We start from the raw sequence: 14,376 nt of genomic DNA, 5'->3' as shown, positions 1-14,376 counted from the left end.
GTTGGTGTTCCGCTCGGGCGGCTCGTGGGTCGGTCTTGTATCCTTTGGTTTCTGGGGTGCTAGAAGTGTGGTTCCCTGAGCGTGTCGAGGTGGATGCGCCCATCGACAGGCTCTGGGAACGCGGGGTGACTACTTCTTAGTTAGAAGTCGTAGTCGTCGATGTTGTCGGCGTTGAAGCGGGTGGGCGGTCCTACGATCGCGACGCCGCCCTTGCCGACGGTGATCTCGCCGAGGTCTCCCGCGTCGAACTTGTCGCCCTCGGCGCCGGTGATGTCGCCGTCGACGAGTGCCTTACCCGCGAATGCGGCGACGTAGCCGAGCTGTGCCGGGTCCCACAGAGCGAACTCCTTGACGGTTCCGTCTTTCACGAACTCGCGCATTTCATTCGGCAGGCCGAGACCGGTCAGAACGACCTTGCCCTTGTAGTCAGAGGTCGAGAGGTACTTGCCCGCAGCCGCGATACCGACCGTCGTGGGCGAGATGATGCCCTTCAGGTTGGGGTACGACGAGAGCAGACCCTGCGTCTCCTGGAAGGACTTGTCGGCGTCGTCGTCTCCGTAGACCTTCGCGACCAGCTTGATGTCCTTGTACTCGGGGTTCGAGGCGAGCTCTTCCTCCATGAACTTGATCCACTCGTTCTGGTTCGTCGCGGTGGCCGTGGCCGAGAGAATGGCGATGTCGCCGGCTCCGCCGATCTGCTCCGAGATGATCTCCAGCTGGATCAGGGCGACGTCTTTCGCGACGACCTGGCTGATGAAGATGTCGCGGTAGTCGGGGTTGGTGTCGGAGTCGAACGCCACGATCTTGGCGCCGGCCTCGCGAGCCGTCTGCAGCGACGGGCCGACCGCATCCGGGTCGTTCGCCGCGATGACGATGACCTTCGAGCCCTCTTGCGTCGCCTGCTCGATGAAGGGGATCTGAGCGCTCGCGCTCGCCTCCAGCGGACCGAGAACCTGCGAGGTGAAGCCGGCCGCCTTGGCGCCGTCTTCTCCTCCGCCGAGAACGACGTCGGTGTACGGGTTGTTCAGCTGCTTGGGCAGGAACGCGATCGTGTTGTCGCCGCCTCCGTCGCCCGCTGAGTCGGTGCTGCCGTCAGTCGACGCGCCCGAGGCGCATCCGGTTGCGAAGAGCGCGACCGAGACCGCGAGAGCGGCGACGGTTGCTGCGCGGCGGCCGCCGCGAGACTTTCGAGAAAACAACTCCATTGTTCTTCCTTCTTTCGTGTGATTGTGATGCGGACGCCTGGTGCTTTTAGGCGTGGGGTGAGCCAGAAGACGGCGTCTCCTGGACGACTTTGCGGACTCGTGCCAGCCGTAGCCGCTCGCGTGCCCACGAGACGACGCTCGGGGCGACGACAGACAGCACGAGCAGGCTTCCGGTGACGATGATGAGCGCGGTCTCGGGAACCTTCGCGAGGCGCAGCGAGTACGTGAGCACGCCGATCAGCAGCACGCCGCCCACGACGCCGGGGATCGAGCCCTTGCCACCGAAGATCGAGACGCCGCCGAGCAGCACGGCCGCGATCACGCTGAGCTCCATTCCGGTTCCGTTGTCGGGGCCGGCGCTCGCGAGGCGCAGGGTGAGAAAGACGCCGACGATGGATGACACGACGCCGGTTCCCACGAACAGCCAGAATTTCGCCTGCCCCACCCGGATGCCCACGAACGTGGCGGCTTCTTTCGAGAAGCCCAGGGCATAGAGGCCGCGGCCGAACGGTGTGAAGTGCAGCAGAACCGCGAAGAAGGCGATGATGATCACGACGAAGATCATGACCACGGGGATTCCGGTGGCACCGATCTTCGACAGCACGAAGGTGTTGAGCTCCTTCGGAAAGTTCGCCACTTTCTGATCGCCGATCACGACGAGCGCGAGTCCTCTGAAGAGGGCGAGCGTTCCGATGGTCACCGCGAGCGACGGCAGCCCGAGGGTGGTGATGAGAAATCCGTTGAAGACGCCGCAGACCACGCCGACCAGCACGGACACCAGGATGACGATGCCGATGTCCCAACCGGAGTCGCGCCAGAGCACGCCCATGACGGCGCTCGTGAGACCGGCGATGGATGCGACGGAGAGGTCGATCTCGCCCGAGATGATCACCAGGGCCATCGGCATGGCGATGAGCAGGATGGGGATGACCTGGATCGAGAGGAAACCGACGGTGAGGGTCGATGCGAAGAACTTCACCGAGATCATCGACACGATGATCACGGCGACGAGGATGTAGATGATGATCGCGTCGCTGCCGGAGAGGCGCTTCGCCAGGCCGCTGCGGGCTTTGACGATGGTCGGGCTCAGTGTTTCAGACATCGCGGGACTCACTCACTCGAAGCTTGCGGGCAGTGCGCACCGACACGGCGCGGTCGACGATGATGGCGGCCAGAATGAGCATGCCCACGAAGGCCTGCTGCCAGAACTTGTCGACCCGGGTCGCCGTGAGCGAGCTCGTGATGGTCGAGAGCAGCACGGCGCCGATTGCCGCGCCGAAGACGGTGCCGGTTCCGCCCGAGATCGCGACGCCTCCGACCACGACGGCCGCGACGACGTCGAGCTCGAGCCCCGACCCGGTGAGCGCGCCCACCGAGTTGTAGCGCGAGGCGTAGAGCACGCCGGCCAGCCCCGTCAGGGCTCCGGATGCGATGAATGCGGCGAGCACGCGCGGCCCGACGGCGATTCCGAACAGCCGTGCGGCATCCTGGTCGCTGCCGATTGCGTAGAGGTCGCGGCCCGCCCGCACCGAGTTCATGAAGATGGCCACGGCGATGACGACCACGATGGCCACGATGGTGATGATCGGGATGCCGAGGAAGACATCCACGCTGAGGTTGCCGAACGCCTTGGGGTTGTCGCCCGAGAAGTACTGCTTCGAACCGGCCCAGCTCGTGAGGATGCCGCGGAAGATGTACATCGTTCCGAGCGTGATCACGAGCGCCGGCACTTTCGCGGCCGTCACGAGGAAGCCGTTGATCGCCCCGAGAACCGCACCGAACAGCATCCCGGCCAGAAAGACGAGGGGGATGGGGATGCCCGGCCACGCATTGAAGAGCGTGCCGGTGCCGAAGGCCACGAGCCCCAGGATCGAGCCGATCGAGAGGTCGACGTTCTCTGTGATGATCACCAGCGCCTGGCCCACGGCGAGGATGATCACGATGGTCGCGTTGAGCATGAGGTCTTTGACGCTCTGCGGCGAGAGGAATCGCGGATTGATGAGCGTGGTGATGATCACGAGGGCGATCAGCGCGCCGGCGACCGGAATCTCGCGGGCGCGGAAGAAGCCGCGCACGGCGTGCAGCGTGCCCGATTGGTCTGTGTGCACGGGTGGGCGTGCGGTGTCGATGCTCAACGCGCATCTCCCATGATCGATGTCTCCCGTGTCGAAGTGGCGGCGTTCATCACGCTCTCGGCGGTGGCCTCGGTGCGAGGGAGCTCGGCGGTGATTCGACCCTCGTGCATGACGAGGATGCGGTCGGCCATGCCGAGCACCTCGGGCAGTTCCGACGAGACCATGATGATGGCGATGCCGCGGCCCGCGAGGTCGGAGAGCAGGCGGTGCACCTCGCTCTTCGTTCCCACGTCGATGCCGCGGGTGGGCTCGTCGACGATGAGCAGGCTGGGCTCTGTGGCGAGCCACTTCGCGAGCACTACTTTCTGCTGGTTGCCTCCGGAGAGAGTCGACACGGCGTAGTCCTGCGAGCCGGTCTTGACCTGCAGCCTCGACGACCAGTCCTCGGCCGTGCGGCGCTCGCGGTTGCCCGAGATGAGGCCGAAGCGGGCGAGCGACTTGCGCAGGGTGAGCGTGGCGTTCTTCGCGACCGAGAGGTCCATCACGAGCCCCTGCTTTCGGCGGTCTTCAGGAACGAAGCCGATGCCCGCGGTGATGGCCGCCTGCGGGTTATGGGGCGGGAGAGCTTTGCCGTGCAGGGTGACCGAGCCCGAGTCGTAGCGGTCGATGCCGAAGACGGCGCGAACCACCTCGGTGCGTCCGGCTCCGACGAGTCCGGCCAGTGCCACGATCTCGCCGGCCTTGACGTCGAAGGAGATCTCGCGGAACACGCCGAGCCGGGTGAGGTTTTCGACGCTCAGCACTGTCTCGCCGATCGGTGCATCCACCTTCGGAAAGAGGGCGCCGAGCTCGCGGCCGACCATTTCTTTCACGATCTGCGGCACCGTGACCTCGTTCGTGTTGTGCACGCTGATGTAGCGGCCGTCGCGCATGACGGTGATGCGGTCGCAGAGCGCGAAGACTTCTTCGAAGCGGTGCGAGATGAACAGGATGCCCGCGCCCGTGTCGCGCAGGCCCCGCGCGACACCGAAGAGGCGTTCGACCTCGACGCCCGACAGGGCGGCGGTCGGCTCGTCCATCACGAGCACCTTGGCGTCGAGCGAGATGGCCTTGGCAATCTCGATGATCTGCTGGTCGGCGATCGAGAGGCCTTCGGCGATGCGGTCGGGATCGATCGGAACGCCGAGAGTGGTGAACAGTTCGCGGGCCATGCGGCGCATCTCGCCGCGATTGATGAGACCTGCACGATTTCGCGGCTGGCGGCCGATGAAGATGTTCTCGGCCACGGTGAGGTCGGGAAAAAGGGTGGGCTCCTGGTAGATGACCGAGACGCCTGCGGCCTTGCTGTCGGCAGGAGTGCGGAACGACACGGGTCGACCGCCCACCTCGAAGTCGCCTCCATCGGGAGCGTGCACTCCGGCGAGGATCTTGACGAGTGTCGACTTGCCTGCGCCGTTCTCCCCGACGAGCGCGTGGATCTCGCCGGCCCGCAGGTCGATGGTGCCGTCGGCGAGGGCGACGACAGGGCCGAAGGTCTTGGATGCCCCGACGAGCGAGAGCGCGGGGCTCCGCTGATCTTGATTCGCCATGGGCTGACGCACCTCCACGTTGAGAAGAATTGAATCGATATAATTTCAATCTGTTTGGAACCATACGGCGATCAGAGCGCCAGCGTCAAGCTCGTTATCTGTTTGCAACCTGGTGTGGGCTTGCCGCCACGACACGACGACTGAAACGATACAAAAAACCTGTTCCCGTTCGGGCCCGAACTGAAGGCGCCTGAGAGCACGGTCAGCGCGGGTGGCGGGCGGGTAGTGGCCAGCCCGTAGGGTGGGTTCCATGTCAGCGTCGAGTGTTCGGGATGTCGCCCTGCGGGCGGGCGTGTCTGTGGGCACTGTGTCCAATGTGCTGAACCATCCCGAGAAGGTGTCACCCGCATCCGTCGGGCGTGTTCAGCGGGCGATCGACGAGCTCGGATTTATTCGCAACGATGCCGCGCGACAGTTGCGAAATGGGCGCAGCCGCACGATCGGCATGGTCGTTCTCGACGTGCGCAACCCGTTCTTCACAGACCTCGCCCGCGGCGCCGAAGACGAGGCCGCCGACTCCGGGCTCACTGTGACCCTCGGCAACAGCGACGAGAATCCGACGCGCGAGGCCACCTATCTCGACCTCTTCGAGCAGCAGCGCGTGTACGGCGTGGTCATCTCGGCCTACGCCGACGTCACAGAGCGGCTCAGGCGGCTGAAGCAGCGCGGCATTCCCGCCGTGCTGGTCGACCGGTCGAGTGCCGACAACGCGTTCAGCTCGGTGTCGGTCGATGACCTGGCCGGGGGGCGGCTGGCAACGGAGCACCTGATCTCAATCGGCCGAACCCGACTGGCCTTCGTGGGCGGACCGATGGGCATCCGCCAGGTCGCCGACCGGCTCGAGGGCGCCCGCGCGGCCGTCGCGGCGCATCCGGGGGTCTCGCTCGAGGTCATCGAGCTCGAGGCGTTGAGCGTTCTGGCGGGCCGCGCGGCCGGTTCCGACATCGTCGCGCGGGCGCCCGGTGCGCGGCCTGACGCGATCTTCGCCGCGAACGACCTCGTCTCGATGGGACTGCTGCAGGCGTTCGCTCTACAGGGTGCCGATGTGGCCGTTCCCGCGGGGATCGCCCTGATCGGCTACGACGACATCGACTTCGCGAGCGCCGCCGTCGTGCCGCTGTCGAGCATTCGGCAGCCGAGCGCGCTGATCGGAAAGACCGCGGTCGAGATCCTCCTCACCGAGGCGCAAGACCCGTCTGCGCTGCCGCGGCAGGTCGTGTTCCAGCCCGAGCTCGTGGTGCGGGCGAGCACGGCCGGCTGACCGGGCATCTCGGGCAGAGCGCACTGCGCTGCGGGCCGAGCTCACGGCCGACAGTCGTCGGCCTGCGGCGCGGTACCACTGCGCACAGAAGAACACGATGATCGCCGCCTCGATCCAGGCGCCCAGGTAGTACATCAGCTCGGCGCCCTCCTGCGCGTCGAGCGGGGCAACCCCCGCGGGCGCGTGCGCGTACAGGTATTTGGCGAGGATCGAGTGCGAGGCGAGCGCCAGAACCAGCACCACGGCCGTCAGCCGCTTCGTCACAGGGTGGGGGTGCGGGTCGATGCCGATGATCGCCGCAGTGAACAGGTAGCCGGCGAACAGAAAGTGAGCGTGCACGACGAGGTGCAGCAACGGATTCGTCTGCATCGATTCGAAGAGGGGAGTCAGATAGAGCATCCACATGCCGCCCGCCGAGAGCACCGCGGCCGTGATCGGATGCGCCACAATCCGGGCCGGTCGGCTTCGGAACAGGCGCGAGAGGCGGCGGGCCGGAACGACGTCGAGGGTTCGAAGCGCGAGGGTGACCGGCGCCGCGAGAACGAGCAGGAGGGGCGCGAGCATTCCGACCAGAAGATGCGCACCCATGTGAGCCACGAAGGTGCCGTGCGACGCGGCGGCGAGCGGTCCGACGACGGATGCGCAGGCCGCGACGATCCCGCACGCCCAGAGCACGAGGCGGTACAGGGGCCAGGGGCGCCCCGCGCGACGGGATGCGACAGTGCCCGCCGCGTAGACCACGACGGCCACGCAGGCGAGGAGCACCAGCACCCACTCGAGCGAGGCCCCGCCGCCGCCGTGCGCGTGGGGTTCGAGGCCTGGGGCGCGCATCACGACGCCCATCACGACGCGGTGACGACGTCGCGGGGGAGTGCCCTCGACGCGCGGGTGTAGACGAGCAGCACGATCCCCGCCACAATCAGCGCTGCGGCGACGACGTTCCAGGCGAGATCGTAGGGAAGCAGGTCTTCGACGTAGCGGATCTGGTGGATGCCCCACCACTTGTGCTGCACCGTGCCGTCGTAGAGCTGGAAGGCCCCGGCGCCGAGAAGCACGCCGCCTGCCCACCGCGCCCAGTGCAGGGCACCCCGTCTGCGCAGGTCTGCCAGCAGAAAAAGCGCGCCGATGGTGGCGAACCAGCTCACCGCGTGGAAGACGCCGTCGGAGACCAGCCCGAGGTCGGGCGTGCCGAGGTCGTAGAAGTGATGCCAGTGCAGCAGCTGGTGGAACACGGTCTCGTCGATGAACGCGACCAGGCCCACTCCGAACAGGATGCCCGACCACGCATTCTGGCCGGAGCGCTCGGCGCGCGGGGGAACAGAGGCGCGAGAGGCGCGAGAGGGAGGAGTCATGATTCCATCGTGCCGCCGTCGAGACTGTGTGCTCGGAGGGGTTGCCTCGCGTGGCCAGCACGGGTCATGGCGAATAGCAAGGGGCTGACCGGATGCCCGTCGAAGGAGGAGCGTGAATTCGGTGCGCACGGTGCGCACCGAATTCCGACGGAGGCACCCATGAACGTTCACCGCCACGAGGAAGAGTCCGCATGAGCATGATCGGCGATACCCCGGCCCCCGATGCGTCGGACGAAACTCCGCGCGACGAGAAGCTCGCCGAGCTCATCGAGGAGGTCGACGAGGACCCGGGCACCGACGGCGCCTCGGACATGTCCGATCGCCTCCGCGACAAGACGGAGCAGTCCGCCGCGGTCGAGGAGCAGCCGGGCGACCTCGAAGACTGATCACGGTGCCGCGTCCGCGATGATCTCGCGGGCGACGGCACCCGGCGCATTCTCGGGCTGCTGGGGCTGTGCACCATACGGGGCCGTCTGACCGATGCGGCGAGCGAATCGGAGTCGCTTCTGTGCCCGAATACCTCCGTTGCGCGGTCGGACGGCTGCCCGATTGGAGGTATTCGGGCACGAACATCGAGGCCATCCCGCACTGCAGCGTCTCGAGCACCGTGCTGAGCCGTTCTGGCCGACGGCCTCGAGCAGCGTGTCCTTGGTTGCGGGGTAGTCAACCCCGCCATGACACGACCCGTCTCAGTCGCGAATGTGACGACAGACCTCGAGGTCGTCTGCCTCTGCGATGGCGAATGGCGCCTCTGCGACGCGCGCATCCCGACCACCGATTCGCGTCGCCTGATCAGTTACGTCGAGCAGGCCGACGACGGTTTCGAAGTCCTCTGGCTTCCGACCCTCTCGGTGCAGCGCCTCTCCAGCCTCGACGAGGCGATTGAGGCTGCCAGGCAGTTCTGCGCTCGCCGGCCCAGCCAGGCTCGTCTCCCCTCGCGGCGAACGCCGCCGCCATCGAGAGCAGGCCGAAACACCCCCGCAACACCGCCGCACTAGGCTCTGGCCATGGTCGACCTGTTCGCCGGATACGGCGCCACACTCAGCCCTCGCACACGCCGGGGGTCCACCAGCGCCTGGGACGAGATGTTCCCCGAACCGAACTCTCTGGCACCCGTCGAGGCGCGCGCCGCGTACAAGGATGTGTACCAGGCGCTGGCCCGCATGACGCAGGAGGAACTCCGCGGGCGCACCGACGCGCTGGCCAGTTCGTACCTCGCCCAGGGCGTCACGTTCGACTTCGCGGGCGAAGAGCGGCCCTTTCCTCTCGACGCCGTTCCGCGGGTGATCGAGCAGAGGGAATGGGTTACCGTCGAGGCCGGAATAAAGCAGCGCGTGCGCGCCCTCGAGGCCTTTCTCGCCGACATCTACGGCCCCCAGAATGCGGTGCGCGACGGAGTCATTCCCGCCGGCCTGATCAGCTCGTCGAGCCATTTTCACCGCCAGGCCGCGGGAATCGTCTCGGCCAACAACGTGCGCATCCAGGTGTCGGGCATCGACCTGATCCGCGACGAGACCGGCGGATGGCGGGTGCTCGAGGACAACGTGCGCGTGCCCTCGGGCGTCAGCTACGTCATCTCGAACCGTCGCGTCATGGCCCAGACGTTGCCCGAACTCTTCGTGAGCATGCGCGTGCGCCCCGTCGGCGACTACCCGAACAAGCTTCTGCAGGCCCTGCGCGCGTCGGCCCCCGCCGGCGTCGACGACCCCAACGTGGTCGTCCTGACTCCCGGCGTCTACAACTCGGCCTACTTCGAGCACACGCTGCTGGCCCGCCTCATGGGCGTCGAACTCGTCGAGGGCCGCGACCTGTTCTGCTCGGGCGGCAGGGTCTGGATGCGCACCACGGCCGGTCCGATGCGCGTCGACGTGATCTATCGCCGGGTCGACGACGAGTACCTCGACCCGCTGCAGTTTCGCGCCGACAGCCAGCTGGGCTCGCCCGGCATCATGATGGCGGCGCGGCTCGGAAACGTGACGATCGCCAACGCGGTCGGCAACGGCGTGGCCGACGACAAGCTCGTCTACACCTACCTGCCCGAGCTCATCCAGTACTACCTCGGCGAGAAGGCCATCATCCCCAACGTCGACACCTGGCGCCTCGAAGACCCGGCATCGCTCGAAGAGGTGCTCGACCGCCTCGACGAACTGGTCGTGAAGCCCGTCGACGGATCCGGCGGCAAGGGCCTCGTGGTCGGCCCCGCCGCATCCAGAACCGAGCTCGACGAGCTGCGCAAGCGGCTGCTCACAGACCCACGCGGGTGGATCGCACAGCCGGTCGTGCAGCTCTCGACGATCCCCACGCTCGTCGAAGACGGGATGCGGCCACGCCACGCTGACCTGCGTCCGTTCGCCGTCAACGACGGCAGCGACATCTGGGTTCTTCCCGGCGGGCTCACGCGGGTGGCGCTGCCCGAGGGCGAGCTGGTCGTGAACTCGAGCCAGGGCGGCGGATCGAAGGACACCTGGGTCATCGGCCTCGAGCCCGATTTTCTGCACGAGTCCTCGGCCCGCAATATCCAAGGCCTGGTGGCAGATCAGGCGGCGAACACGCAGTCGATTCCGATCGTCGGCAAGCATGCCGTCGACCACTCCCCTCACGACAAGCCCAACAACGACCAGCAGCAGCAGCAGCAACAGGCGCGCTGGAGTCCAGGGCACCCGCCGCTGCCGACGCCGCGCACCGTGAGGCTCGACGAACGGGCCGCAACAGAAGGAGTAGACGAATGCTGAGCCGCATCGCCGAGAGCCTCTTCTGGATCGGTCGCTACATCGAGCGGAGCGACGGAACCGCCCGAATTCTCGACGTGCACCTGCAGCTGCTACTCGAAGACCCGTGGATCGAAGAAGACCTCGCCTGCCGCTCGCTGCTCGCCCTGATGGGCAGCGAGGTTCCCGGCCCGGGACGCGAGCTGTCGCGGCAGGACGTGCTCGCGACCCTCGCGATAGACCGCACGCATCCCGCATCCATCGCCTATTCGCTCGGCGCGGCCCGCGAGAACGCGCGACGGGCGCGCGAGATCGTGTCGACCGAACTGTGGGAGTGCCTCAACACGACCCGGGCGAGGATGCCGCGCAAGATCGCGGGGGAGAAGACGCACGAGTTCTTCGGATGGGTGCGCGAGCGCGCCGCACTCGCGGTGGGCATCGTCGAGGCGGGCACGAGCCGCGACGAGGGCTGGCACTTCTTCAACCTCGGCCGCTCGCTCGAGCAGGCCGACATGACGGCCCGCCTGCTGGCGACGAGAAGCCTCACCGAGGCATCCGGCCCCAGTTGGACGACCATTCTGCGCTCGTGCGGAGCCTACGAGACCTACCTGCGCACCTATAGAGGAGTGCCGTCGGCGCGCAACGCCGCGGAGTTTCTGCTGCTCGACCGGCTGTTTCCCCGATCGATCATCTTCTCGGTGTCGCGGGCAGAGGAATCACTGCGCGCGATCGAACCCCGCAACGACCGCGTCGGCGTCACCGACCGGGCCCAGCGCCTGCTCGGCCAGATCCGCAGCCAGCTCGAGTACCGCCCGATCATGGACATTCTGCACGACCTGCCGAAGCACATGGACAGCGTGCAGGATGCCACGTCGACGGCGTCCGAGGCGATCCGGCAGCGCTACTTCCCCACCAATGCGGCTCCTTCCTGGACGGGAGAGAACACATGAACCGGCTTCGCATCCGGCACGTGACCGGCTATCGCTACGAGGGCGAGGTGGCGGCCTCCTACAACGAGGCGCGCATGCTTCCGGTCTCGAGCACCGACCAGTTCGTGCTGTACTCCAACCTCGACATCGCTCCCGTGTCGAGCAACCACCACTACCTCGACTACTGGGGAACGCGGGTGTCGAGCTTCGAGGTGCTGACTCCGCACACGGAGCTGTCGCTCACCGCAAACAGCCTCGTCGAGGTGCGTCCGCGCGCGCACCGGCCGCACACGGTCGGCTGGGAGGCGCTCGCCGATGCGGCGGCCACCGCCACGTCGTACGTCGAGCACTCGAAGCAGACCCGGCTCACCGACCCCGCCGACGACATGGTCGCCCTGGCCGGCGAGATCGCGTCGCGCTACGAAAGCCCGTGCGAGGCCGCGCTCGAGATCTGCTCGGCGATCGGCGACCAGATGCAGTACGTGCAGGGCGTCACGCACGTCCACTCCACGGCGAAGGATTCCTGGGTCGACAAGCGCGGGGTCTGCCAGGACATCGCGCACATCGCCCTCGGCGCCCTGCGCTCGGTGGGAATTCCGGCGCGCTACGTGTCGGGCTACCTGCACCCGAAGCCGAACGCCGAGATCGGGGAGACGGTCGCGGGCGAGTCGCACGCCTGGGTCGAGTGGTACTGCGGCGACTGGCGCGGGTTCGACCCCACGAACTCCATCGACATCGGAGACCGCCACGTGACTGTGGGCCGCGGTCGCGACTACAACGACGTCGCTCCGCTGCGCGGCGTCTACGCGGGCCCCTTCGGGTCGAGCCTCTTCGTGACGGTGGAGATCACCCGAGAGAGCTGACCCGCCTGCCGCCTCCGGACCCGCCTGCCGTGTTCGCCTGCGCCTCTGCGCCTCTTAGCCCGCGCCTCTTAGCCTCTTCACCTTCGCGGATGAGGAAGAAACGGGGACACGCCGCCAGAAGTCGTTCTCGGCCCGGGGTGTCGCGCGTTTTTCCTCATCCGCGAACGGGTGAAGGGGGCAGGGTCGTGGGTGCACAATGAACGGGTGCCCCAGTTTCTCAGCGACCACGGCGTCGCCATCAGTTACTCCGCCTGGCCCGTCGAGCACCCGCGCGGCATCGTGCAGATCGTGCACGGCCTCGGCGAGCACTCACAGCGGTACGCCGAACTCGCGGGCCGGCTGAACGCATCCGGATTCGCCGTCTACGCGCACGACCTGCGCGGCCACGGCGAGACGGCACGGCTGCCGAGCGGCGAGCAGGCACCCGGCGCACACCGATTGGGGCCGGATGGCGTGCGTACCGCCGAGGCAGACATCCTGCGTTTCACCCGCCTGCTGCGCGACGAGATGACGCCCGATCGCGGCGCGGGCGTGCCGCTGGTCGCCCTCGGCCACAGCCTCGGCTCGCTGCTGCTGCAGAGGGTCATCAACACCCGGTCGACCGCGTTCGACGGTGTGGTGTTCACCGGCACGGCATTGCGGATGCCGGGGTCGATGGATGGCGGCGACCTGACGCGGCGTCACCGCCCGCGCGGCGCCGGCACGGGGTTCGAGTGGCTGAGCCGCGACGTCGCCATGCAGGCGGCAGCGGCGGCCGACCCGTTCATGTTCGAGGCGAAGGCGCTGAGAGAACTCGGCGTTTGCGACGGTCTGCGCCTGTTCGGGCTGCCGGGGCGCGGCATCCGACGCGATCTTCCGGTGCTGATCATGGGCGGCTCCGACGACATTCTGGGCGGACCCGTCAGCATGCGCCGGCTCGCCCGCTCCTTCACGCAGCGGTCGAAGCTCACCGACGTCGAGGTCGTGGTTTTTCCGGATGCCCGGCACGAGGTCTTCAACGAGACGAACCGCGCCGCCGTGACCGATCGCCTGGTCGACTGGCTCGAGCACCACGTGGTGCTCTAACGCAGAAAAATCACGGTACTCGCGTGCATTCAGGCTCGTTTCGGCCCAGTTTTCCTGAGTTGCGGCGGCGTAGGCTGGCTGCATGCATGGTGAGTACAAGGTTCCCGGTGGCAAGCTCGTGGTCGTCGACCTCGACCAGGTCGATGGACGTATCGCGAATTTTCGCCTGGCGGGTGACTTCTTTCTCGAGCCCGACGACGCGCTTCCCCTGATCAACGAGGCAATCGAGGGACTGCCGGTCGAATCCGACGCGGCCACCATCGCCGCCGCCGTCAAGGCCGCCCTTCCCGAGGGCGCGCAGCTGCTCGGCTTCTCGCCCGAGTCCGTCGCGGTCGCCGTGCGTCGATCCCTGGCGAAGGCCACCGGATGGCGTGACTACGACTGGCAGGTCATCCACTCGAAAGCCGTTGCGCCGGTCGAGCAGATGGCCCTCGACGAGGTGCTGGCGATCGAGGTCGGCGAGGGCCGCCGCCAGCCCACGATGCGCATCTGGGAGTGGGAGTCGCCGGCCGTCGTCATCGGCAGCTTTCAGTCGCTGAAGAACGAGGTCGACCTAGACAATGCCGAGAAGTACGGCTTCGATGTGGTGCGCCGCATTTCGGGCGGTGGCGCCATGTTCATGGAGGCCGGCTCGGTGATCACGTACTCCATCTACGTTCCCGCGGCACTCGTCTCGGGTATGACGTTCGCCGACTCCTACGCCTTTCTCGACGAGTGGGTCATCGTCGCCCTCAAGTCGCTCGGAATCGACGCCCACTACGCGCCGCTGAACGACATCACGAGCCCCACCGGCAAGATCGGCGGGGCCGCGCAGAAGCGCCTCGGCAACGGCGCCGTCGTGCACCACGTCACCATGAGCTACGACATGGATGGCGAGAAGATGGTTCAGGTGCTGCGCATCGGCCGCGAGAAGATGAGCGACAAGGGCACCAAGTCGGCGGCCAAGAGGGTCGACCCGCTGCGCAGCCAGACCGGACTGTCGCGAGCCGAGATCATCGACAGGATGATCGCCACCTTCACGGGCCTCTACGGGGCAACGCCCGGCGACATCACCGATGAGGAGTACGCCAAGGCCGAGGAGCTCGTGCGCACGAAGTTCAGCACGCCCGAGTGGATCGGCCGCGTGCCGTAACCCGTCGCGAGTCCCGCAGCGCGTCGCGCGCAGCTCAGCGCGAGTCCTGCCTCGCGTCGCGCGCAGCTCAGCGGGTTGTGAGCGGCTTGTACTCGTCGTGATTGTCGATGTAGGTCGCGACGAACGGGCAGGCGGCGATCACGCGCTGCGAGCCCTCGGCGACCTGGTCGAGCACGCCCTGCACCAGCACGCTGCCG

General features: G+C 67.1%; 14 protein-coding genes and 1 pseudogene. 8 read left to right on the top strand and 7 right to left on the bottom strand.

What is annotated here, in order from left to right; translation table 11 throughout:
• Positions 1–140 precede the first annotated feature (140 nt).
• Genes rhaS through ACE5CZ_RS10840 form a run of 4 tightly spaced genes read right to left on the bottom strand, consistent with a single transcriptional unit; the run spans position 141 to position 4,869 of the window.
• A complete protein-coding gene (gene rhaS / locus ACE5CZ_RS10855; protein ID WP_374947343.1) occupies positions 141–1,205 on the bottom strand; it encodes a rhamnose ABC transporter substrate-binding protein in 1,065 nt (354 codons plus the stop codon).
• Between the two features lie 46 nt (positions 1,206–1,251).
• A complete protein-coding gene (locus ACE5CZ_RS10850; RefSeq protein ID WP_374947342.1) occupies positions 1,252–2,307 on the bottom strand; it encodes an ABC transporter permease in 1,056 nt (351 codons plus the stop codon).
• Complete coding sequence (locus ACE5CZ_RS10845) at positions 2,300–3,340, bottom strand: ABC transporter permease (protein ID WP_374947341.1); 1,041 nt, start codon at positions 3,338–3,340, stop codon at positions 2,300–2,302. The genes ACE5CZ_RS10850 and ACE5CZ_RS10845 overlap by 8 nt, the downstream gene beginning before the upstream one ends.
• The gene (locus ACE5CZ_RS10840) at positions 3,337–4,869 is read right to left on the bottom strand and encodes a sugar ABC transporter ATP-binding protein (protein ID WP_374947340.1); all 1,533 of its coding nucleotides are present in this window, start codon (positions 4,867–4,869) and stop codon (positions 3,337–3,339) included. Before ACE5CZ_RS10840 ends, ACE5CZ_RS10845 begins: the two co-directional genes overlap by 4 nt.
• Before the next feature lie 250 nt (positions 4,870–5,119).
• On the opposite strand from ACE5CZ_RS10840, the gene ACE5CZ_RS10835 reads away from it, so the two are divergent.
• A complete protein-coding gene (locus ACE5CZ_RS10835; RefSeq protein WP_374947339.1) occupies positions 5,120–6,130 on the top strand; it encodes a LacI family DNA-binding transcriptional regulator in 1,011 nt (336 codons plus the stop codon).
• Between the two features lie 81 nt (positions 6,131–6,211).
• On the opposite strand, the pseudogene ACE5CZ_RS10830 reads toward ACE5CZ_RS10835, so the two are convergent.
• Positions 6,212–6,961, bottom strand: a pseudogene (locus ACE5CZ_RS10830) (cytochrome c oxidase assembly protein); the annotation flags it as partial.
• An 11-nt stretch (positions 6,962–6,972) separates the two neighbouring features.
• On the bottom strand, positions 6,973–7,482 hold the full coding sequence (locus ACE5CZ_RS10825) for a DUF2243 domain-containing protein (protein ID WP_374947338.1): 510 nt from the start codon (positions 7,480–7,482) through the stop codon (positions 6,973–6,975).
• A 191-nt stretch (positions 7,483–7,673) separates the two neighbouring features.
• Between ACE5CZ_RS10825 and ACE5CZ_RS10820 the strand changes: the two genes are divergently transcribed.
• The 7 genes from ACE5CZ_RS10820 (at position 7,674) to ACE5CZ_RS10790 (ending at position 14,179) form a co-directional block, all read left to right on the top strand.
• A complete protein-coding gene (locus ACE5CZ_RS10820) occupies positions 7,674–7,868 on the top strand; it encodes a hypothetical protein (protein ID WP_374947337.1) in 195 nt (64 codons plus the stop codon).
• Positions 7,869–8,156: 288 nt separating this feature from the next.
• Complete coding sequence (locus ACE5CZ_RS10815; RefSeq protein WP_374947336.1) at positions 8,157–8,480, top strand: hypothetical protein; 324 nt, start codon at positions 8,157–8,159, stop codon at positions 8,478–8,480.
• Between the two features lie 9 nt (positions 8,481–8,489).
• Positions 8,490–10,214: a circularly permuted type 2 ATP-grasp protein gene (locus ACE5CZ_RS10810; protein WP_374947335.1), complete on the top strand. Its 1,725-nt coding sequence runs from the start codon at positions 8,490–8,492 to the stop codon at positions 10,212–10,214.
• Complete coding sequence (locus tag ACE5CZ_RS10805; protein ID WP_374947334.1) at positions 10,208–11,140, top strand: alpha-E domain-containing protein; 933 nt, start codon at positions 10,208–10,210, stop codon at positions 11,138–11,140. The genes ACE5CZ_RS10810 and ACE5CZ_RS10805 overlap by 7 nt, the downstream gene beginning before the upstream one ends.
• The gene (locus ACE5CZ_RS10800; protein ID WP_374947333.1) at positions 11,137–11,982 is read left to right on the top strand and encodes a transglutaminase N-terminal domain-containing protein; all 846 of its coding nucleotides are present in this window, start codon (positions 11,137–11,139) and stop codon (positions 11,980–11,982) included. Before ACE5CZ_RS10805 ends, ACE5CZ_RS10800 begins: the two co-directional genes overlap by 4 nt.
• Before the next feature lie 204 nt (positions 11,983–12,186).
• Positions 12,187–13,047, top strand: a complete 861-nt coding sequence (locus tag ACE5CZ_RS10795) for an alpha/beta hydrolase (protein ID WP_374947332.1) — start codon at positions 12,187–12,189, stop codon at positions 13,045–13,047.
• Between the two features lie 82 nt (positions 13,048–13,129).
• Complete coding sequence (locus ACE5CZ_RS10790) at positions 13,130–14,179, top strand: biotin/lipoate A/B protein ligase family protein (protein WP_374947331.1); 1,050 nt, start codon at positions 13,130–13,132, stop codon at positions 14,177–14,179.
• A 67-nt stretch (positions 14,180–14,246) separates the two neighbouring features.
• Here ACE5CZ_RS10790 and ACE5CZ_RS10785 read toward each other — a convergent pair whose 3' ends face one another.
• Positions 14,247–14,363: a hypothetical protein gene (locus ACE5CZ_RS10785; RefSeq protein ID WP_374947344.1), complete on the bottom strand. Its 117-nt coding sequence runs from the start codon at positions 14,361–14,363 to the stop codon at positions 14,247–14,249.
• Positions 14,364–14,376: the final 13 nt, after the last annotated feature.

It is taken from the genome of Agreia sp. (genome assembly GCF_964263775.1).
Lineage (GTDB): Bacteria > Actinomycetota > Actinomycetes > Actinomycetales > Microbacteriaceae > Agreia.
This window is presented reverse-complemented; position numbering and strand designations above follow the sequence as displayed.

Bases quoted from the DNA above. Each gene is read 5' to 3' on its own strand.
- ACE5CZ_RS10820 (WP_374947337.1), top strand. From the start codon at position 7,674: ATGAGCATGATCGGCGATACCCCGGCCCCCGATGCGTCGGACGAAACT.
- ACE5CZ_RS10840 (WP_374947340.1), bottom strand. From the start codon at position 4,869: ATGGCGAATCAAGATCAGCGGAGCCCCGCGCTCTCGCTCGTCGGGGCA.
- ACE5CZ_RS10805 (WP_374947334.1), top strand. From the start codon at position 10,208: ATGCTGAGCCGCATCGCCGAGAGCCTCTTCTGGATCGGTCGCTACATC.
- ACE5CZ_RS10835 (WP_374947339.1), top strand. From the start codon at position 5,120: ATGTCAGCGTCGAGTGTTCGGGATGTCGCCCTGCGGGCGGGCGTGTCT.
- ACE5CZ_RS10825 (WP_374947338.1), bottom strand. From the start codon at position 7,482: ATGACTCCTCCCTCTCGCGCCTCTCGCGCCTCTGTTCCCCCGCGCGCC.
- ACE5CZ_RS10815 (WP_374947336.1), top strand. From the start codon at position 8,157: ATGACACGACCCGTCTCAGTCGCGAATGTGACGACAGACCTCGAGGTC.
- ACE5CZ_RS10800 (WP_374947333.1), top strand. From the start codon at position 11,137: ATGAACCGGCTTCGCATCCGGCACGTGACCGGCTATCGCTACGAGGGC.
- ACE5CZ_RS10810 (WP_374947335.1), top strand. From the start codon at position 8,490: ATGGTCGACCTGTTCGCCGGATACGGCGCCACACTCAGCCCTCGCACA.
- ACE5CZ_RS10790 (WP_374947331.1), top strand. From the start codon at position 13,130: ATGCATGGTGAGTACAAGGTTCCCGGTGGCAAGCTCGTGGTCGTCGAC.
- ACE5CZ_RS10850 (WP_374947342.1), bottom strand. From the start codon at position 2,307: ATGTCTGAAACACTGAGCCCGACCATCGTCAAAGCCCGCAGCGGCCTG.
- rhaS (WP_374947343.1), bottom strand. From the start codon at position 1,205: ATGGAGTTGTTTTCTCGAAAGTCTCGCGGCGGCCGCCGCGCAGCAACC.